At 70.5% G+C, this 17,666-nt stretch carries 14 protein-coding genes, 1 tRNA gene and 1 riboswitch; of the genes, 12 read left to right on the top strand and 3 right to left on the bottom strand.

What is annotated here, in order from left to right; genetic code table 11:
* Positions 1–40: 40 nt before the first annotated feature.
* Positions 41–685: a SurA N-terminal domain-containing protein gene (locus ACH4MY_RS19915; RefSeq protein WP_398004768.1), complete on the top strand. Its 645-nt coding sequence runs from the start codon at positions 41–43 to the stop codon at positions 683–685.
* Between the two features lie 83 nt (positions 686–768).
* Entirely contained in the window at positions 769–1,734 is a 966-nt protein-coding gene (locus ACH4MY_RS19910; RefSeq protein WP_398004766.1) for a nucleoside triphosphate pyrophosphohydrolase, read from the top strand.
* Positions 1,735–1,750: 16 nt separating this feature from the next.
* On the opposite strand, the gene ACH4MY_RS19905 is transcribed toward ACH4MY_RS19910, so the two are convergent.
* Complete coding sequence (locus ACH4MY_RS19905; protein ID WP_398004764.1) at positions 1,751–2,950, bottom strand: globin domain-containing protein; 1,200 nt, start codon at positions 2,948–2,950, stop codon at positions 1,751–1,753.
* Between the two features lie 98 nt (positions 2,951–3,048).
* Between ACH4MY_RS19905 and ACH4MY_RS19900 the strand changes: the two genes are divergently transcribed.
* The 9 genes from ACH4MY_RS19900 to ACH4MY_RS19860 all read left to right on the top strand — a co-directional run bounded on the left by ACH4MY_RS19900 (position 3,049) and on the right by ACH4MY_RS19860 (position 13,659).
* The gene (locus tag ACH4MY_RS19900; RefSeq protein WP_398004762.1) at positions 3,049–4,392 is read left to right on the top strand and encodes a cytochrome P450; all 1,344 of its coding nucleotides are present in this window, start codon (positions 3,049–3,051) and stop codon (positions 4,390–4,392) included.
* Positions 4,393–4,521: 129 nt separating this feature from the next.
* Positions 4,522–5,577, top strand: a complete 1,056-nt coding sequence (locus tag ACH4MY_RS19895) for a transglycosylase family protein (RefSeq protein ID WP_398004760.1) — start codon at positions 4,522–4,524, stop codon at positions 5,575–5,577.
* Between the two features lie 258 nt (positions 5,578–5,835).
* Positions 5,836–6,010, top strand: a riboswitch (cyclic di-AMP (ydaO/yuaA leader).
* 3 nt (positions 6,011–6,013) lie between these two features.
* Positions 6,014–6,736 carry a transglycosylase family protein gene (locus ACH4MY_RS19890; RefSeq protein ID WP_398004758.1) on the top strand — a complete coding sequence of 241 codons (723 nt, stop codon included), beginning with the start codon at positions 6,014–6,016 and terminating at the stop codon, positions 6,734–6,736.
* 309 nt (positions 6,737–7,045) lie between these two features.
* Positions 7,046–8,332 carry a phosphopyruvate hydratase gene (gene eno, locus ACH4MY_RS19885; protein ID WP_398004756.1) on the top strand — a complete coding sequence of 429 codons (1,287 nt, stop codon included), beginning with the start codon at positions 7,046–7,048 and terminating at the stop codon, positions 8,330–8,332.
* Between the two features lie 90 nt (positions 8,333–8,422).
* A complete protein-coding gene (locus ACH4MY_RS19880; RefSeq protein ID WP_398004754.1) occupies positions 8,423–8,893 on the top strand; it encodes a septum formation initiator family protein in 471 nt (156 codons plus the stop codon).
* 36 nt (positions 8,894–8,929) lie between these two features.
* Positions 8,930–9,475, top strand: a complete 546-nt coding sequence (locus tag ACH4MY_RS19875) for a DUF501 domain-containing protein (RefSeq protein WP_398004752.1) — start codon at positions 8,930–8,932, stop codon at positions 9,473–9,475.
* The gene (locus ACH4MY_RS19870) at positions 9,472–10,386 is read left to right on the top strand and encodes an exopolyphosphatase (protein WP_398004750.1); all 915 of its coding nucleotides are present in this window, start codon (positions 9,472–9,474) and stop codon (positions 10,384–10,386) included. Before ACH4MY_RS19875 ends, ACH4MY_RS19870 begins: the two co-directional genes overlap by 4 nt.
* Before the next feature lie 369 nt (positions 10,387–10,755).
* Entirely contained in the window at positions 10,756–12,135 is a 1,380-nt protein-coding gene (locus ACH4MY_RS19865; protein WP_030315263.1) for an NAD(P)/FAD-dependent oxidoreductase, read from the top strand.
* Between the two features lie 201 nt (positions 12,136–12,336).
* Positions 12,337–13,659, top strand: a complete 1,323-nt coding sequence (locus ACH4MY_RS19860) for a class I SAM-dependent methyltransferase (RefSeq protein WP_398004747.1) — start codon at positions 12,337–12,339, stop codon at positions 13,657–13,659.
* A gap of 61 nt (positions 13,660–13,720) precedes the next feature.
* Here ACH4MY_RS19860 and ACH4MY_RS19855 read toward each other — a convergent pair whose 3' ends face one another.
* Both ACH4MY_RS19855 and ACH4MY_RS19850 read right to left on the bottom strand, forming a co-directional pair.
* Positions 13,721–16,252: an ABC transporter permease gene (locus tag ACH4MY_RS19855; protein WP_398004745.1), complete on the bottom strand. Its 2,532-nt coding sequence runs from the start codon at positions 16,250–16,252 to the stop codon at positions 13,721–13,723.
* A 55-nt stretch (positions 16,253–16,307) separates the two neighbouring features.
* Positions 16,308–17,078 (bottom strand): ABC transporter ATP-binding protein, encoded by a 771-nt coding sequence (locus ACH4MY_RS19850; protein WP_398004743.1) that lies wholly within the window; start codon positions 17,076–17,078, stop codon positions 16,308–16,310.
* Between the two features lie 375 nt (positions 17,079–17,453).
* On the opposite strand from ACH4MY_RS19850, the gene ACH4MY_RS19845 reads away from it, so the two are divergent.
* Positions 17,454–17,538 (top strand) — tRNA-Leu (locus tag ACH4MY_RS19845).
* Positions 17,539–17,666 lie beyond the last annotated feature (128 nt).

Raw genomic sequence — 17,666 nt, 5'->3', positions numbered from 1 at the left:
AGGTCGTTCAACTGACGCACGACCAGCCCGGGAGGCTCCTTTGCACCGCCGCACTGCGCTCACCGTCTCCGCCGCACTGCTCGCCGCGGCCCCGCTGCTCACCGCCTGCGGCAGTGACGCCCATCCAGGAGCGGCGGCCGTCGTCGGCGGTGAACGCATCGACGTCTCCAGCCTTCAGGCACAGGTGAAGGACGTGCGCGCCGCGCAGGAGCGTTCCCCGCAGGCCGCCCAGCTCGTCCAGGCCACCGGCGACCTGCCCCGCCGCAAGCTCAACGTCATGATCTTCGACCGGGTCGTCGACAAGGTCGCCGCGGACAACGGCGTGACCGCCACCCGCGGCGAGCTCCAGCAGACCAGGACCGCCTTCGTCCGCGAGAGCGGCGGCGAGGACCGGCTCGCCACCGTCCTCCTCCAGGAGCAGGGCGTGGCCCCCGGCGAGATCGACGACGTCGTCCGCCGCAACGTCCTCATGAACAAGATCGCCGCCAAGCTCGGTGTCACGGACACCCCCGAGGGCCAGAAGAAGCTGACGGAGGTCTTCTCCGCCGCCTCCAAGGCCCTCGCCATCGACGTGAACCCGCGCTACGGCGCCTGGGACGACGCCCAGGTCCGCCTCGCCAACAGCGACGCGCCCTGGCTCCGCCAGCTCACCCAGGACCCGGGGGCCGTCCCGGGCGTCGCCTGACCCGCACCGGGCGCCGCCCGGCCCCGTCCCACCGGGCACCGGCCCCGTCCCGGCCGGTGCGTGGGGCGGAGTAAGTTCAAGGGGTGACTTCTGAGAGCCCCGGCCGCATCGTTCTGCTCACCGCCAGCCACCGTGTGGCGCCCGGACTGCTGTCCTGGCCCGCCTGGCAGGCGCTGCGCTCCGCGGACCGGGTGCTCTGCCCCGACGAGCACCACCCCCAGCTGCCGTACCTGCGGGAGGCCGGGGTCGCCGTCGAGCACCTCCGGCCCACCGCCGAGGAGCTCGTCGAGGCCTGCGCGGGGGACCGGACCGTTCTGCTGCTGCCCTCCGGGGAGGGCGACCGGGCGCTGACCGACGGTCTCGCCCGGCTCGCCGGCTCGGGCCGCTTCGCCATGCCCGACCTGGAGCTGCTGCCCGGCTCGTACGACCTGCCCGGAGCCCGGCTCCTCGACGTCGTGCAGATCATGGACCGCATCCGGCGCGAGTGCCCGTGGTCCTCGAAGCAGACCCACGAGGCGCTGGTGAAGTTCGGCGTCGAGGAGGCGTACGAACTCGTCGAGGCGATCGAGGACGGTGACCGGGAGGCGCTGCGCGAGGAGCTCGGGGACGTCCTCCTCCAGGTCGTCTTCCACGCCCGGATCGCCGAGGAGGACCCGGAGGAGCCGTTCTCCGTGGACGATGTCGCCGGAACGCTGGTCGAGAAGCTGATCCACCGCCATCCGCACGTCTTCGGCGACGACACCGCCGAGACCCCGGAAGAGGTCAAGGCGCACTGGCTGCGCACCAAGGCGGTGGAGAAGCAGCGCGAGTCCGTCACCGACGGCGTGCCGCTCGGACAGCCGGGGCTCGCGCTCGCCGCGAAGCTCGGCGGCCGGGTGCGGACGGCGGGTCTCGACGTGGACCTGCCGGCGGGCGAGGACATCGGGTACGAGCTGCTCGGCCTCGCGGTCCGGGCGGAGGCGGCCGGAGTGGACCCGGAGGCCGCACTGCGCGCGGCGGCCCGGACGTACCGTGACGCGATCCGCGCGGCGGAGGGCGTCCCCGCCTGACCGGCGTGATGCCCGGCTACCGTTCGCGCGGGACCCGGGCCCCCGGGTTGTGCCAGAGCGGCGGGGGCGGGCCCAGGAGGCGTTCGGCCGCGGTGTTCGGGCGGACGGCGAAGCGGCCCACCGGCGGCAGGATGTCGTGGTGGATGCGGGCCGGATCGGTGCCGAGTTCCACGAGCGCCTCGGCGACCTCCGTCAGGAAGCCCGGCGGTCCGGCGAGGTAGACGTCGTGCGAGGCCCAGTGGACGCAGGCCCGCAGCGCCTGCAGGAGCCGCTCGGTCGCCTGGTCCTTGCGATGGCCGGGCGCGGAGGTGATGTAGGTGACGCTGAGCCCCCCGAGACGTTCCTTCAGCTCCTCGGCGTCCCGCCGCCCGTACAGGTACTCCTTGGAGCGCGCCACGACGAAGAGCCGGCCCTTCAGTTCAGGCTCGGCCTCCGCCGCCTCGGCGAGGAGGGCCCGCACCGGCGCCCAGCCCGTACCGGCGCATATGTAGGCACGAAGTCCGCCCGGCTCCGTCCGCGCCGTGAGGACGCCGCCGGGGGAGCTGAGCCGCAGGGTCTCGCCCGGGCCCGTCTCGTCGACGAGCGCCGTGCTCATCGCGCCGCCCGGGATCCGGCTCACGTGCAGTTCGACCGTGCCGTCCGGGCGGGGCGCGTCGGCGAGGGAGTAGGTGCGCCAGACACGCGGGACGCGCAGCGAGCTGACGCTGACGTACTGCCCGGGGAGGAAGGGGAGGGGCTGCCGGGGCCGCAGGGTGAGGACGGCCAGATCCTCGCCGTACCGCTCGTGGCGGACGACGTCCGCGTCCCACCAGGCCGGCTCCCCGTCCCGGACGGCCTCCTCGGCGCCCGCCAGCATGAGGTCGGCGACATGGCCGTACGCCTCGGTCCAGGCCTTCTCGGCCTCCAGCGTCCAGGCGGCCCCGGCGGCGTGCGCGAAGGCGGCGAGGAGGCTCGCCCCGACGGCGGCGTAGAGCGCGGGGGAGGCGAGGAACTTGCGGTGGTCGCGGCCGAGCCGGCCCAGGTACTCCGCGAGCCCCGGGTCCTCCACATGGGTGACCACATGGGTGAGCGCGGCGAAGAGCCGGTCCCGCTGGGGCCGCATGTCCTCGGGGAACAGTTCGCGCATGGCGGGGTTGTTCCAGAAAAGATGCGAGTAGAAGAAGGTGACGGCGTGTTCGGCCCGTCTTTCGACGACCGCGAACGTGCTTCTGAGCATCTGAGGATCCACCGACAAGAATCTAGGGCACGGCCCCCCTCCACGATCACAGGATCTCCACATAACTCGGCTTCCGGGCCGCCCTGTACGGTCGGGGGGTGAGCACCACCCCCGGCACCTGCCCCGCCTCCGAACCCCCTTCCGAGCCCGCGTCGGGCGCCGCTTCCGACCCCGCGTCCGAGCCGCTTCCGGGCCCCGCGCCCGAGCCCGCGCCCGAGCTCTTCACCTGGGAGTTCGCCGCCGATCCGTACCCCGCGTACGCCTGGCTCCGGGAGCACGCGCCCGTGCGCCGGACGACCCTGCCCAGCGGCGTCGAGGCCTGGCTCGTGACGCGGTACGGGGACGCCCGGCAGGCCCTGGCCGACCAGCGGCTCTCCAAGAACCCGGCGCACCACGCCGAGTCCCCGCACGCCAAGGGCAAGACGGGCATTCCGGGCGAGCGCAAGGCCGAGCTGATGACCCACCTGCTCAACATCGACCCGCCGGACCACACCCGGCTGCGCCGGCTCGTCTCGAAGGCCTTCACCCCGCGCCGGGTCGCCGAGTTCGCCCCGCGCGTACAGGAGTTGACCGACCGGCTCATCGACTCCTTCGTGGAGAAGGGGAGCGCGGACCTCATCCACGAGTTCGCGTTCCCGCTCCCCATCTACGCCATCTGCGACCTGCTCGGCGTGCCCGAGGAGGACCAGGACGACTTCCGCGACTGGGCCGGGATGATGATCCGGCACGGCGGCGGGCCGCGCGGCGGGGTCGCGCGGTCGGTGAAGAAGATGCGCGGCTATCTCGCCGAGCTGATCCACCGCAAGCGCGAGGAGCCCGGGGACGACCTGATCTCGGGACTGATCAAGGCCTCCGACCACGGCGAGCACCTCACCGAGAACGAGGCCGCCGCCATGGCCTTCATCCTTCTCTTCGCCGGCTTCGAGACCACCGTCAACCTCATCGGCAACGGGATGTACCAGCTCCTGCGCCACCCCGAGCAGCGCGAGCGGCTCCAGGACTCGGTCGCGGCGGGGGAGAGCGGGCTCCTGGAGACCGGCATCGAGGAGCTGCTGCGGTACGACGGGCCCGTGGAGATGGCCACCTGGCGGTACGCGACGCAGCCGCTGGCCATCGGCGGGCAGGACATCCCGGCGGGCGACCCGGTGCTCGTGGTCCTCGCCGCCGCCGACCGCGACCCGGAGCGGTTCGAGGGGCCCGACACCCTCGATCTCGCCCGGCGCGACAACCAGCACCTCGGGTACGGACACGGCATCCACTACTGCCTGGGCGCACCGCTCGCGCGCCTCGAAGGGCAGACCGCGCTGGCCACCCTGCTGACTCGTCTGCCGGACCTGCGACTTGCCGCCGATCCGGCCGAACTGCGGTGGCGCGGAGGGCTCATCATGCGTGGATTGCGCACGCTTCCGGTGGAGTTCACCCCTTCCGTACGGCTCCGTTGAGGATCTCTTGAGCTGACGGCTCATCAGAAATGTGATCTTCGCGTGATCGTGGGTCCATCGACTTGTGATGAGTGTTCGAATGCGGCTACGTTTCGCCGCAGTCTCAGCCGCCACGCGAAAGGCGCTCCTATGCGTTCCGGGAACGGACGACACCGTCGCCCCCGTCAGGCCCCCGCCATCGTCGTCGCCGCGGGCGTGACCGGATCCGCCATGGCGCTGCCTCTGCTCGCCACCGGATCCGCGTCCGCCGCCGACGCGGCCACGTGGGACCGCGTCGCCGAATGCGAGTCAGGCGGTCAGTGGAGCGCCAACTTCGGCAACGGCATGTACGGCGGGCTCCAGTTCACCCAGGACAGCTGGGAGCGCAACGGCGGCCTCGCCTACGCGCCCAGCGCCGACCTGGCCAGCCGCGCCCAGCAGATCGCGGTGGCCGAGAAGGCCTTCGCCAAGGGCAGCACCGAGTGGGCCACCTGTGCGCCGATCGCCGGCCTGAAGAACGACGGGAAGGGCACCGGGGTGGACCCGGGTCCGACCTCCGTCCCCACGACCCCCGCGGTCCCCGTCCCCGAGTCGAGCTGGAACACGGGCGTCTCCGAGGCCTCCAAGAGCCCCACAGAGGCCGACGAGGCCGCCGGGAAGGCCAAGGGGCCGGTCTCGCCGACCGCGCCCGCGTCGCCGACCGCGCCCACCACCCCCGTCTCGCCGACGGCCCCGGTGAGTCCCTCCGCGCCGACGGACCCGTCCGACCCGACGGTTCCGACCACCCCTAGCACGCCCGATACGTCCCTTACGCCCGGTACGCCCGAGGGTGACGAGACGTCGGCCACGCCCGGCACCGGTAAGCACCGGGGTGACGCCGCTCCGGAGGAAACCGACAAGAAGGACAGCTCTACCGAATCCGGTAGACATGCCTCGGGCAAGGACAACCTCGCGGAAAACCCCGACGTGACGCCGGTGGCTGACGAAGCGAAGAATGCGGACGCAACGGACAGTCAGGGCAAGTCGGACCCGTATACGGTGCAGCCGGGCGACAGCCTGTCCGACATTGCACAGCAGAACGAACTCCCCGGCGGCTGGACCGCGCTCTACGACGCCAACAAGAAGACCGTGGGCGTCGACCCGGACCTCATCCTCCCTGGTCAGAGCCTTGACCTGACGAACGGTTCGCTGACCGAGGCGAAGTGATTCGGGGTTGAATGTCCGGTTCTGGGCAAGTGAGACATGGGTCTCTTCGCCCCAACTGGCGTGTCACGCCCGCAAACTTTGCTCCCGTCACCTCCCACCTGCATAAACACCCCCCGCCGGAAGGCAAGTAGGGGCGATATTTCCGCAATACGCCTCTTTGAACTTCCGGTGGGTCTGTGTCTACGGTCATCACCGCTCGCCACCGCGGGCCCCGTCGACCGAAACGCCGAATCCTGCCGTCGGCCGATGGGAACAGTCGTCGCGTAAGCGCCGAAGGCAGGAGTGGGGGACCCAAGGTAAGTGCCGGGCCCGGCCGTTGAGACAGACGGCCGATGACCGGCTTGGGGTGAAGCCGCGTGCTAGGACACGCGGCCGGGCAACTCTTCCGGCCCGAACCCGACAGCTCACCTCACAGGCGTCGGTGAGGAGAATCTCCATGCTGTTTTCCGGTAAGGGCAAACACCGCCGTCCCTCCAAGGCCACCCAGGTCGTCACGCTCGTCGGCGTCACCGGTGTCGCCGTGGCCGCCCCGCTGATGACAGCGGGCACCGCCTCGGCCGCCACGGTCTCCGAGTGGGACACCGTCGCCGCGTGCGAGTCCGGCGGCAACTGGTCCATCAACACGGGCAACGGCTACTACGGCGGCCTGCAGTTCTCGGCCTCCACCTGGGCCGCGTACGGCGGCACCGCCTACGCCTCGACCGCCAACCAGGCGTCGAAGTCCCAGCAGATCGCCATCGCCGAGAAGGTCCTCGCGGGCCAGGGCAAGGGCGCCTGGCCGTCCTGTGGCGTGGGTCTCTCCGGTGCCTCCTACGACGGCGGCGCCGCCGAGAGCGCCCCCCAGCAGAGCGCCCCCCAGCAGCAGGAGCGGAAGGCCGAGCAGCCGACCACCCGCAGCGAGCAGCGCCAGGCCCCGAAGAAGGCCGCGCAGCCGCAGGCCGCGCCGAAGGCCGCCGCCAAGAAGACGGTCACCACCCCGACCGGCAAGAAGGTCAAGAAGGGTGACGGCGAGTACAAGGTCGTCGCCGGCGACACCCTCAGCAAGATCGCTCAGGCGCAGGGCGTCAAGGGCGGCTGGGCCAAGCTCTTCGAGCTGAACAAGGACGTCGTCGAGAACGCCGACCTCATCTACCCGGGCCAGCAGCTTCACCTGAAGTAGGCCCGGCGGATCGCGTGAGTCCGGCGGCTCGCGCGACCCCTCCGACCCTCCCGCGGTGACCACCCCGACCCGGCGCGCCCTTCCCCCGTGCGCGCCGGGCCGGGGTTCCCCATTTCCGGGGTCTTTGTGGTTACTGTCCAGTAGTTCCGGGGGCCTTCGTCCCCAGATGCATGCCCTTGGGTCCTTTTTCGTCCCAGGGGGCGGGCGCCCGGCTGGCCGGAGCCTCCGAGCCGGTTAGGCTCTTGTCGCAAGGCCGATCGACCCTGCACCGGCCATGCGTCACATCCAGCGTCACATCCCAAAAAGGAGATGCTCGTGCCGTCCATCGACGTCGTCGTAGCCCGGGAAATCCTGGACTCCCGAGGCAACCCCACGGTCGAGGTCGAGGTCGGCCTCGACGACGGCAGCACCGGCCGTGCTGCTGTTCCGTCCGGCGCCTCCACCGGTGCGTTCGAGGCCATCGAGCTTCGCGACGGTGACCCCAACCGCTACCTGGGCAAGGGTGTCGAGAAGGCCGTCCTCGCCGTCATCGAGCAGATCGGCCCGGAGCTCGTCGGCTACGACGCCACCGAGCAGCGCCTGATCGACCAGGCGATGTTCGACCTGGACGCCACCGAGAACAAGGGATCCCTCGGCGCCAACGCCATCCTCGGCGTCTCGCTCGCCGTGGCCCACGCCGCCTCCGAGGCCTCGGACCTGCCGCTCTTCCGCTACCTCGGCGGCCCGAACGCGCACCTCCTGCCCGTTCCGATGATGAACATCCTCAACGGTGGGTCGCACGCCGACTCCAACGTCGACATCCAGGAGTTCATGATCGCCCCGATCGGCGCGGAGTCCTTCTCCGAGGCCCTTCGCTGGGGTGCCGAGATCTACCACACGCTCAAGGGCGTGCTGAAGCGCAAGGGCCTCTCCACCGGCCTCGGCGACGAGGGCGGCTTCGCCCCGAACCTGGAGTCGAACCGCGCCGCCCTCGACCTCATCCTCGAGGCCATCAAGGAGGCCGGCTACACCCCGGGCACCGACGTCGCGCTCGCGCTCGACGTCGCCGCGTCCGAGTTCTACAAGGACGGCAAGTACGAGTTCGAGGGCAAGTCCCGCTCGGCCGCCGAGATGACCGAGTACTACGAGGAGCTCGTCTCCGCGTACCCGATGGTCTCCATCGAGGACCCGCTGTACGAGGACGACTGGGCGGGCTGGAAGGTCCTCACCGACAAGCTGGGCGCCAAGGTCCAGATCGTCGGCGACGACCTCTTCGTCACCAACCCGGAGCGTCTGGCCCGCGGCATCGAGGAGGGCACCGCGAACGCCCTCCTGGTCAAGGTCAACCAGATCGGCTCGCTGACCGAGACCCTCGACGCCGTCGAGCTCGCCCAGCGCAACGGCTTCAAGTGCATGATGTCCCACCGCTCCGGCGAGACCGAGGACGTCACCATCGCCGACCTCGCCGTCGCCGTGAACTGCGGTCAGATCAAGACCGGCGCCCCGGCCCGCTCGGACCGCGTCGCCAAGTACAACCAGCTGCTGCGCATCGAGGAGATCCTCGACGACGCCGCGGTCTACGCCGGCCGCAGCGCCTTCCCGCGCTTCAAGGGCTGACAGCGTCGCACCAGGTAGTTCCGTCCGTCCCCGCACTCGGTCCCGTACCGTGTGCGGGGACGTCCGCGTGAACAGGGGAGGCGACACGACATGGCCGCGAAGGACCGGGACCGGTTCTCCACCGCGACCCGGATCAGACTGCTCGGCGAGCAGACCGCCGCCCGTGTCTACCGTTCCCAGACCCGCCGCCAGGCGCGCCGCTCCCGGCTCACCGGCCGCGCGGCCTTCCTCGCCCTGGTCGTCTGCTCCCTCGTCGTGGCGCTCGCCTACCCCATGCGGAGCTACGTCTCCCAGCAGGGCGAGATCGCCGAGCAGGAACGCAGGGCCGCCGAGGCCGCCCGCCGGGTCGAGGAACTGAAGGACGAGAAGGCCCGCCTCCAGGACCCGGCCTACGTCCGCCGCCTCGCCCGCGAGCACCTCCACTACCTGCTGCCCGGCGAGAGCGGCTTCACCGTGAACGACCCCGACGCGGAGCAACGGCCCCGCGGCGACCAGGGCGCGGCGGACCGCCCCTGGTACGACAACCTCTGGGACGGCGTCGACCACGCCGACCGCCCCTGACCTCCCCCTCGTACGCGACACACGAACAAGGCAGACATGGAAACGCCCCCTCCGCAGACCGAACGCACCGAGCCCACCGCGACGGACATCGCCGCCTTCGAGCTGCAGCTCGGCCGGCCGCCCCGCGGCCTGCGCGCCATCGCGCACCGCTGCCCGTGCGGGCAGCCGGACGTCGTCGAGACCGCGCCCCGTCTTCCCGACGGCACGCCGTTCCCGACCACGTACTACCTGACCTGCCCCCGGGCGGCCTCGGCCATCGGAACCCTGGAGGCCAACGGGGTCATGAAGGAGATGCAGGCCCGGCTCGCCACGGACCCCGAGCTCGCCGCCGCCTACCGGTCCGCGCACGAGGACTACATCGCCCGTCGTGACGCGATCGACGTCCTGGAGGGCTTCCCCAGCGCCGGCGGCATGCCGGACCGGGTCAAGTGCCTGCACGTGCTCGTCGGACACTCGCTGGTCGCGGGCCCCGGCGTGAACCCGTTCGGCGACGAGGCGCTCGCGATGCTGCCCGAGTGGTGGGCGAAGGGCGCGTGCGTGACCCCCTGCGCGGACAAGGAAGAGAAGGAGTCGGCGGAATGACCCGGGTCGCCGGAATCGACTGCGGTACGAACTCCATCCGCCTCCTCGTCGCCGACGTGCACCCCGAGACGGGCGAGCTCGTCGAACTGGACCGGCGGATGACCATCGTCCGGCTCGGGCAGGGCGTCGACAAGACGGGCCGCCTCGCCCCCGAGGCCCTGGAGCGGACCTTCGCCGCCTGCCGCGCGTACGCCGAGGTCATCAAGGAGCTGGGCGCCGAGAAGCTCCGCTTCGTCGCCACCTCCGCCTCCCGCGACGCCGAGAACCGCGACGAGTTCGTGAACGGGGTCGTGGAGATCCTCGGCGTCGAGCCCGAGGTCATCACCGGCGACCAGGAGGCCGCGTTCTCCTTCACCGGCGCCACCGGCGAGCTGCACGGCACGCAGACCTATCTCGTCGTGGACATCGGCGGCGGCTCCACCGAGTTCGTCACCGGCAACAAGGACGTCGAGGCCGCCCGCTCCGTCGACATCGGCTGCGTCCGGCTCACCGAGCGGCACGTCCGGCACGACCCGCCGACCGCGGAGGAGGCCGACGCGATCCGCGCCGACGTCCGGGCCGCGCTCGACCTGGCCGCCGAGACCGTGCCGATCGACACCGCCGAGACCCTCGTCGGGCTCGCCGGCTCGGTCACCACGGTCGCCGCGATCGCCCTCGGACTCCCGGAGTACGACTCCGAGAAGATCCACCACGCCCGGATCTCCGCCGCCCAGGTCGCCGAGGTGACCGACCGGCTGCTCGCCTCCACCCACGCCGAGCGGGCCGCGATCCCCGTCATCCACCCCGGCCGGATCGACGTGATCATCGCCGGAGCACTCGTCCTGCGCGAGATCGTCGAGCGGGTCGGAGCCCACGAGGTCGTCGTCAGCGAGCACGACATCCTCGATGGGATCGCCCTATCCGTGGCATAGCGGGCACCTATCGAGCCTCCTGACGACGTGCCGCCGGGAAAGTTCGTGAAGTTCTTCACAAGGAAAAGGGCCCTGGTGGCGCCCGAAGGGGGCCTTTAGGCCCTTCGGGGGGTGCGCCGGGGCCCTTTCGCAGGTGCGGGGGGTGAATCGCTCGATGTTTCCATCGTGTGAACGGGTCCCGTGGTTCAGCGTTAACGGGGGCTCTCCTGGCCAGTTCACAAGGGGTGAACAACGTTCGCCCTTGCATCCCGGTTCCTTTGCAGCACCATGACATGGATCACGTGGGCGGCGGAGTGTAGCAGAGGTGCCCGGAGACCTTGTGAAGGGGCGCACGAGCACCCCCCTCTGACGGGGTGGATACTCGATGGCATGAGCACCACGGAGCGTCCCAGGATCCTCGTAGTAGGCGGCGGGTACGTAGGCCTGTACGCAGCTCGGCGCATCCTCAAGAAGATGCGCTACGCGGAGGCGACCGTCACGGTCGTCGACCCGCGGTCGTACATGACCTACCAGCCCTTCCTCCCCGAAGCCGCCGCCGGCAGCATCTCGCCGCGCCACGTCGTCGTCCCGCTGCGACGCGTCGTCCGCGGAGCCGAGGTGCTCACCGGCCGGGTCACCACCATCGACCAGGACCGCAAGGTCGCCACGATCGCGCCGCTCGTCGGCGAGGCGTACGAGCTGCCCTTCGACTACCTGGTCATCGCGATGGGCGCCGTCTCCCGTACCTTCCCGATCCCCGGCCTCGCCGAGCAGGGCATCGGTATGAAGGGCATCGAGGAGGCCATCGGCCTGCGCAACCACGTCCTCGAGCAGCTCGACAAGGCCGACTCGACCACCGACGAGGAGGTCCGCCGCAAGGCGCTGACCTTCGTCTTCGTGGGCGGCGGCTTCGCCGGCGCGGAGACCATCGGCGAGGTCGAGGACCTGGCCCGCGACGCCGCGAAGTACTACCAGAACGTGTCGCGCGAGGACATGCGCTTCGTCCTGGTCGACGCGGCCGACAAGATCCTTCCCGAGGTCGGCCCCAAGCTCGGCCAGTACGGCAAGGAGCACCTGGAGAGCCGCGGGATCGAGATCTACCTCGAGACCTCCATGGACTCCTGCGTCGACGGCCACGTCGTGCTGAAGAACGGCCTCGAGGTCGACTCCAACACGATCGTGTGGACCGCCGGCGTGAAGCCGAACCCGGCGCTCTCCCGCTTCGGTCTGCCGCTCGGCCCCCGCGGCCACGTGGACTGCAACGAGAAGCTCCAGATCAACGGCCTCGACTACGCCTGGGCCGCGGGCGACAACGCCCAGGTCCCGGACATGGTCGGCCGCAAGGCCGGCAACCCGAACGCCTGGTGCCCGCCGAACGCCCAGCACGCGCTGCGCCAGGCCAAGGTCCTCGGCGACAACGTGGTGGCCGGGATGCGCGGCTTCCCGCAGAAGGAGTACAGCCACGCCAACAAGGGCGCCGTGGCCGGCCTCGGTCTGCACAAGGGCGTCGCGATGATCGTCATGGGCAAGGTGAAGATCAAGCTCAAGGGCCGTCTCGCCTGGTACATGCACCGTGGCTACCACGGCATGGCGATGCCGACCTGGAACCGCAAGATCCGCGTCTTCGCCGACTGGACCCTCGCGATGTTCCTCAAGCGCGAGGTCGTCTCCCTGGGTGCCATGGAGACGCCGCGCGAGGAGTTCTACGAGGCGGCCAAGCCCGCCCCCGCGCCGGCCGCCCCGGCGCAGGAGAAGGCCAAGGCCTCCTAAGCAGTACCCGCAGTACCCGCAGTACCCGCAGTACCCGCAGTACACGCAAGGCCGTAAAAGGGCCGTCCGCCATCCGTGGTGCGGACGGCCCTTCGCGTGTTTTGCCGACTGATTGCGCTGTGCCGGGACTGTAAACGCCTACGGACGGTGTTCCCTTGGTGACGAGCATTTCTGGGGCACGAGATCACGGAGGTGTGCACCATGGCCGACGCCGCGTCGCGGCTGCTGACCCTCGCCGAGGAGCTCCTCGGCGGACCGCTCCCGGTCCGACTGCGAGCCTGGGACGGCAGTGAGGCCGCGTCCCCTGGCGTGAGCCCTTCGGGCCCCGTCCTGATCGTCCGCGACCGCCGCGCCCTGCGGAGGATGATCTGGAAGCCCGGCGAACTGGGCCTGGCCCGCGCCTGGGTGGCCGGGGACCTCGATGTCGAGGGAGACCTGTACGAGCTCCTGGACGCCATCTCGGGCCTGCTCTGGGAGCGGGACCAGGACAGCGGCGGTCTGCTCGCCGCCGCGCGCGACCCGAGGCTGCGCGCCGCCGCGGCCGCCCTGCTGCGGATCGCCGGTCCGCTGCCGCCGCCGCAGCCGCCGGCCGAGGAGATGCGCGGCCGCAGCGGCGGCCGGCACACCCGGCGCCGCGACAAGCAGGCGATCAGTCACCACTACGACGTGGGCAACGACTTCTACGAGCTGGTCCTCGGCCCGTCGATGGTCTACTCGTGCGCGTACTGGGCTTCCGAGGGCCCCGACGCCACCCTGGAGGACGCCCAGCGCGACAAGCTGGACCTCATCGCCCGCAAGCTGAACCTGAAGGAGGGCGACCGGCTCCTCGACGTGGGCTGCGGATGGGGCTCCATGGCCCTCCACGCGGCCCGCGAGTACGGGGCCCGGGTCGTCGGCATCACCCTCTCCCGCGAGCAGGCCGCGTACGCCCGCAAGCGGATCGCCGACGAGGGCCTGACCGACCTGATCGAGATCCGCGTCCAGGACTACCGGGACGTCTCGGACGGCCCGTACGACGCGATCTCCTCGATCGGCATGGCCGAGCACGTCGGCGCCGTCCGGTACCGGGAGTACGCCGACATCCTGTACGGGCTCCTCAAGCCCGGCGGACGGCTCCTCAACCACCAGATCTCCCGGCGGCCCGAGCCCGACGAGGAGGCGTACGAGGTCGACCCCTTCATCGACGCCTATGTCTTCCCCGACGGCGAACTCGCCCCGATGGGCCGGACGCTGAGCACCCTGGAGGACGCCGGCTTCGAGGTCAGGGACGTCGAGGCGATCCGCGAGCACTACGCCCTCACCCTGCGCCGCTGGGTGGCCAACCTGGAGCGGGACTGGGACCGGGCCGTCCGGCTCACCTCGCCCGGCCGGGCGAGGATCTGGCGGCTCTACATGGCGGCCTCCGCCGTCTCCTTCGAGCGCAACCGGATCGGCGTGAACCAGTTCCTCGCCGTGAGGACCCCGGTGTCGGGGAAGAGCGGCACGGCGCTGCGGCCGCGCGTCTGGAACGAGCGGACGGACTGACGTACGCCGAAGGGCCGGTCCCCCGGGGTGGGGGACCGGCCCTTTCCGCTTGCCGGGAGTACTACTCGGCCTTGATGGCGGCGAGCATGTTCAGCTTCGCCGCGCTCCGGGCCGGCCACAGGGAGGCGAGGACGCCGACCAGGGCGGCCAGGACCAGGAAGATCCCGATCCGGTCCCAGGGCAGGACCAGGGAGTAGCCCGGCAGGCTGCTCTTGAAGGTCTCGCCGATCGCCCAGCCGAGGAACGAGCCGAGGCCGATGCCGACGACCGCGCCGAACACCGAGATGACCACGGCCTCCAGACGGACCATCCGCTTCACCCGGCGCCGGTCGAGACCGATCGCCCGCAGCATGCCGATCTCCTGCTGACGCTCGAAGACCGACATCGCCAGGGTGTTGACGACACCGAGGACCGCGATCACCAGGGCCATCGCGAGCAGACCGTAGACGATGTTCAGGAGCATGTTGATCTGGCCGCCGAAGAGATCACGGATGTCCTTCTGGTCCATCACCGTGATCGCCGGGTTGTCGCCCATGGCCTTCGACAGGGCCTTCTCGTGGGCCGCGCTCGGCCCGCCCTCCGTCGAGACGAAGATCTGCTGGATGCCGGCCTGCTCGTCGTGCGCGTCGATCAGCTTCGTGTCGATCAGGACCGGCGAGACGAACTCGCTGCCCTCGTAGACCGCGCCGACGGTCAGCTTCCCCTTCTGCTTGTCGAGCCACTCGACGGGGACGGTGTCGCCGACCTTCAGACCGCGCTTCGCGGCGGTCTTGTCGTCGACGGCGATCCTGCCCTCGCCCAGCGAGGACATCGAGCCGTCGACGACGGTGATCTTGAGAACCTTCTCGATGTCGCCGGGGGTGACACCGGAGGCCGAGACGTACGAGCCCTTGAGCTCGAAGGCGCCGGACTGCTGCGGGGAGACCGCCGTGACGCCCGGGGCCTTCTCCAGAGCCGTCAGGGCCTCCTTGCTGAGGCTGGTGCCGCTGGCCATCGAGACCATGTAGTCGGCCTTGATCTGGTCCGTCGTCATCTTGTCCAGGGCCGCGCCGACCGTGGCGCCGAGCACCGAGAGGCCGGTGACCAGGGTCAGACCGATGGCGAGCGCGGAGGCGGTGGCGCCGGTACGGCGCGGGTTGCGGACCGCGTTCAGTCCGGCGAGCTTGCCGGAGACCCCGAAGGTCTTCACGAAGAAGGGGCGGATGACGGCGATCACGGGCCGGGACAGGAACGGGATCAGCACGATCACACCGATGAGGGTGAGGAACGCGCCGCCCGCGATGAGCATCCGGCCGTCGTCGCCGCCCTGGCCGGCGCCGAGGACGATGAGCACCGCGCCGAGCGCGGTGAGCGCGGCACCGATGGAGTTCCGCACGACGAGCGACTTGGTGCTCTGGGTGGCGTGGACGCTGCTCATGGCGGCGACGGGCGGGATCTTCGCGGCGCGGCGGCCGGGCAGCCAGGCGGCGAGCATCGTGATCAGGACGCCGACGGTGAAGGCGATGAGGACCGGGGTGCCTTCGAGGACGAGGTCGCCGGCCGGGATCTTCAGGTCGAAGGCGTTCATGGCCGAGCGGAGTCCGACGGCCAGGCCGATGCCGAGCACGTAGCCGACCGCCGAGGCGAGCAGGCCGACCAGACCGGCCTCGGCGAGGACGGAGCGGGTGATCTGCTTGCGCGAGGCGCCGACGGCGCGCATCAGCGCCAGTTCCTTGGTGCGCTGCGCGACCAGCATGGTGAAGGTGTTGGAGATCAGGAAGATGCCGACGAAGAGCGCGATGCCCGCGAAGCCGAGCAGGACCTGGTTGAGCGCGCCGAGGCCCTGCTCGATGTCCTTGGCCTGCTGCTCGGCGAGGTCGGCGCCGGTCTGCGCGGTGGCGGACTTCGGGACGACCCCGATGACCTCGTCGCGGAGCTTGTCGGCGTCGGCGCCGGGGCCGGCGGTGACGGTCAGGTTCTGGAAGAACCCGGGCTTGAGGTAGAGCTTCTGCGCGACGGCGGTGTCGAAGACGACCAGGCTGCCGCCGGCGTTGACGGCGCCGTCCTCGGTGGTGAAGACGCCGGAGAGCTCGTACTCCTTCACCGGGGCGTTGGTGGCGACGCGGACGGTGTCGCCGACCTTGTAGCCGCCCTTGTCCGCGGTGTCCTTGTCGAGGGCGATCTGCCCGGCCGAGGCCGGGCCGTTGCCGGCGGTGAAGGTGTACGCGCGGTCCTTGCCGTCCTTGCCGGGGGCGAAGTTGGTGCCCTTGTTGGACCAGCCGACGCCGATCAGCTTGCCGTCCTTGTCCGGGACACCGGCGAAGCCGTCGACGCGGGGTGCGACGGAGGCGACCCCGTCGAGCTTCGCGACCTTGTCGACGACCTGCTGGGAGAGGCCGGGGGTCTTCCGGGCCTCCTCGGCGGACGGGTACATCTCGACGGCGACGGCGACGTCGTCGTAGCTCTTCGCCGACTGGCTGCGGAAGGCGTTGGAGAGGGTGTCGGTGAAGACGAGGGTGCCGGAGACGAAGGCCACGCCGAGCATCACGGCGAGGACGGTCATCAGCAGTCTCGCCTTGTGCGCGAGGACGTTGCGCAGGGCGGTACGGAACATGGGTGTGTCCTGGAGGAGGTGGGGCGGACGGAGGGTCGGAGGTCGCGCTACGGCGTCAGCTCGTACGGCCCTTGGCGTCGAAGGCCTTCATGCGGTCGAGCACGCCGTCCGCCGTCGGGTGCAGCATCTCGTCGACGATCCGGCCGTCGGCGAGGAAGATCACGCGGTCCGCGTAGGAGGCGGCCATCGCGTCGTGGGTGACCATGACGACGGTCTGGCCCAGCTCCCGCACGGAGTTGCGCAGGAAGCCGAGGACCTCGGCGCCGGAGCGGGAGTCCAGGTTTCCGGTCGGCTCGTCACCGAAGATGATCTCGGGGCGGGAGGCGAGGGCGCGGGCCACGGCCACGCGCTGCTGCTGGCCGCCGGAGAGCTCGGTGGGGCGGTGGCTGAGCCGGGCGGAGATCCCGAGCATGTCGATGACCTGCTGGACCCACTGCTTGTCGGGCTTGCGGCCGGCGATGTCCATCGGGAGCGTGATGTTCTCCAGGGCCGTCAGCGTCGGCAGCAGGTTGAAGGCCTGGAAGATGAAGCCGATCTTGTCGCGGCGGAGCTGGGTGAGCTGCTTGTCCTTCAGGGTGGAGAGCTCCGTCTCGCCGATCCGGACCGAGCCGGAGGAGAAGGAGTCGAGGCCGGCGACGCAGTGCATGAGCGTCGACTTGCCGGAGCCGGAGGGGCCCATGATCGCGGTGAACTCGCCCTGGCGGAAGTCCACGGTGACGTGGTCGAGGGCGACCACCTGGGTCTCGCCGTGGCCGTAGACCTTGGAGAGGTCCGTGGCGCGGGCGGCCACCGCGGTGGCGCGGGACACGGTGGGGGTGGTGGTCACGAGGGACTCCTGTCACTGCGGGGCTTCTGCGGGAACCCCTCCATCGTGTCGAGCGTTATGGCTCGGGTCGTCCGCCCACATGCCCGTTCCCGGGGCAGCCTCGAGTCGGACCGGGGGCCCGGACTCTCCTCCTGAGGTATGACGGCGCCCCTGAGGGACGGCTTCACGCCGACGTGACAGAAGTGCGGCGACTTTTCGTCATTCCAGGGGGTGCGGCTTTGCGCCTGCGACCCCTGTCACAGTTCGGTGAAAAGGGCCCCCACCTGCACTGACGCACCCTCAGGCGTCAATAAAATAAGACAACATCGGGGCGGTGTTCCGCTGAACGAGGGAAGCGTCCCGATAGGCTCATGTGCCAACGCGGAGCTTCGCGACGCCCGGATGGTGGAATGCAGACACGGCGAGCTTAAACCTCGCTGGCCTTCGGGCCGTACCGGTTCGAGTCCGGTTCCGGGCACCACCGGGCCCCAGGCGTGACGCCTGCGGCCCGGCGAAGCCCCTCTCCGCGCCGGACCCCCGCGCGAAGATCGAGAACTTGCGGGAAAAGATCCTCCCCGAGCACTAGAGAGTTTCTTTTGCCTACGCATT

It is taken from the genome of Streptomyces sp. NPDC017246 (assembly GCF_044331325.1).
Lineage (GTDB): Bacteria > Actinomycetota > Actinomycetes > Streptomycetales > Streptomycetaceae > Streptomyces.
The sequence above is the reverse complement of the archived record's forward strand: the minus strand, read 5'-3'. Positions and strand labels throughout refer to the sequence as shown.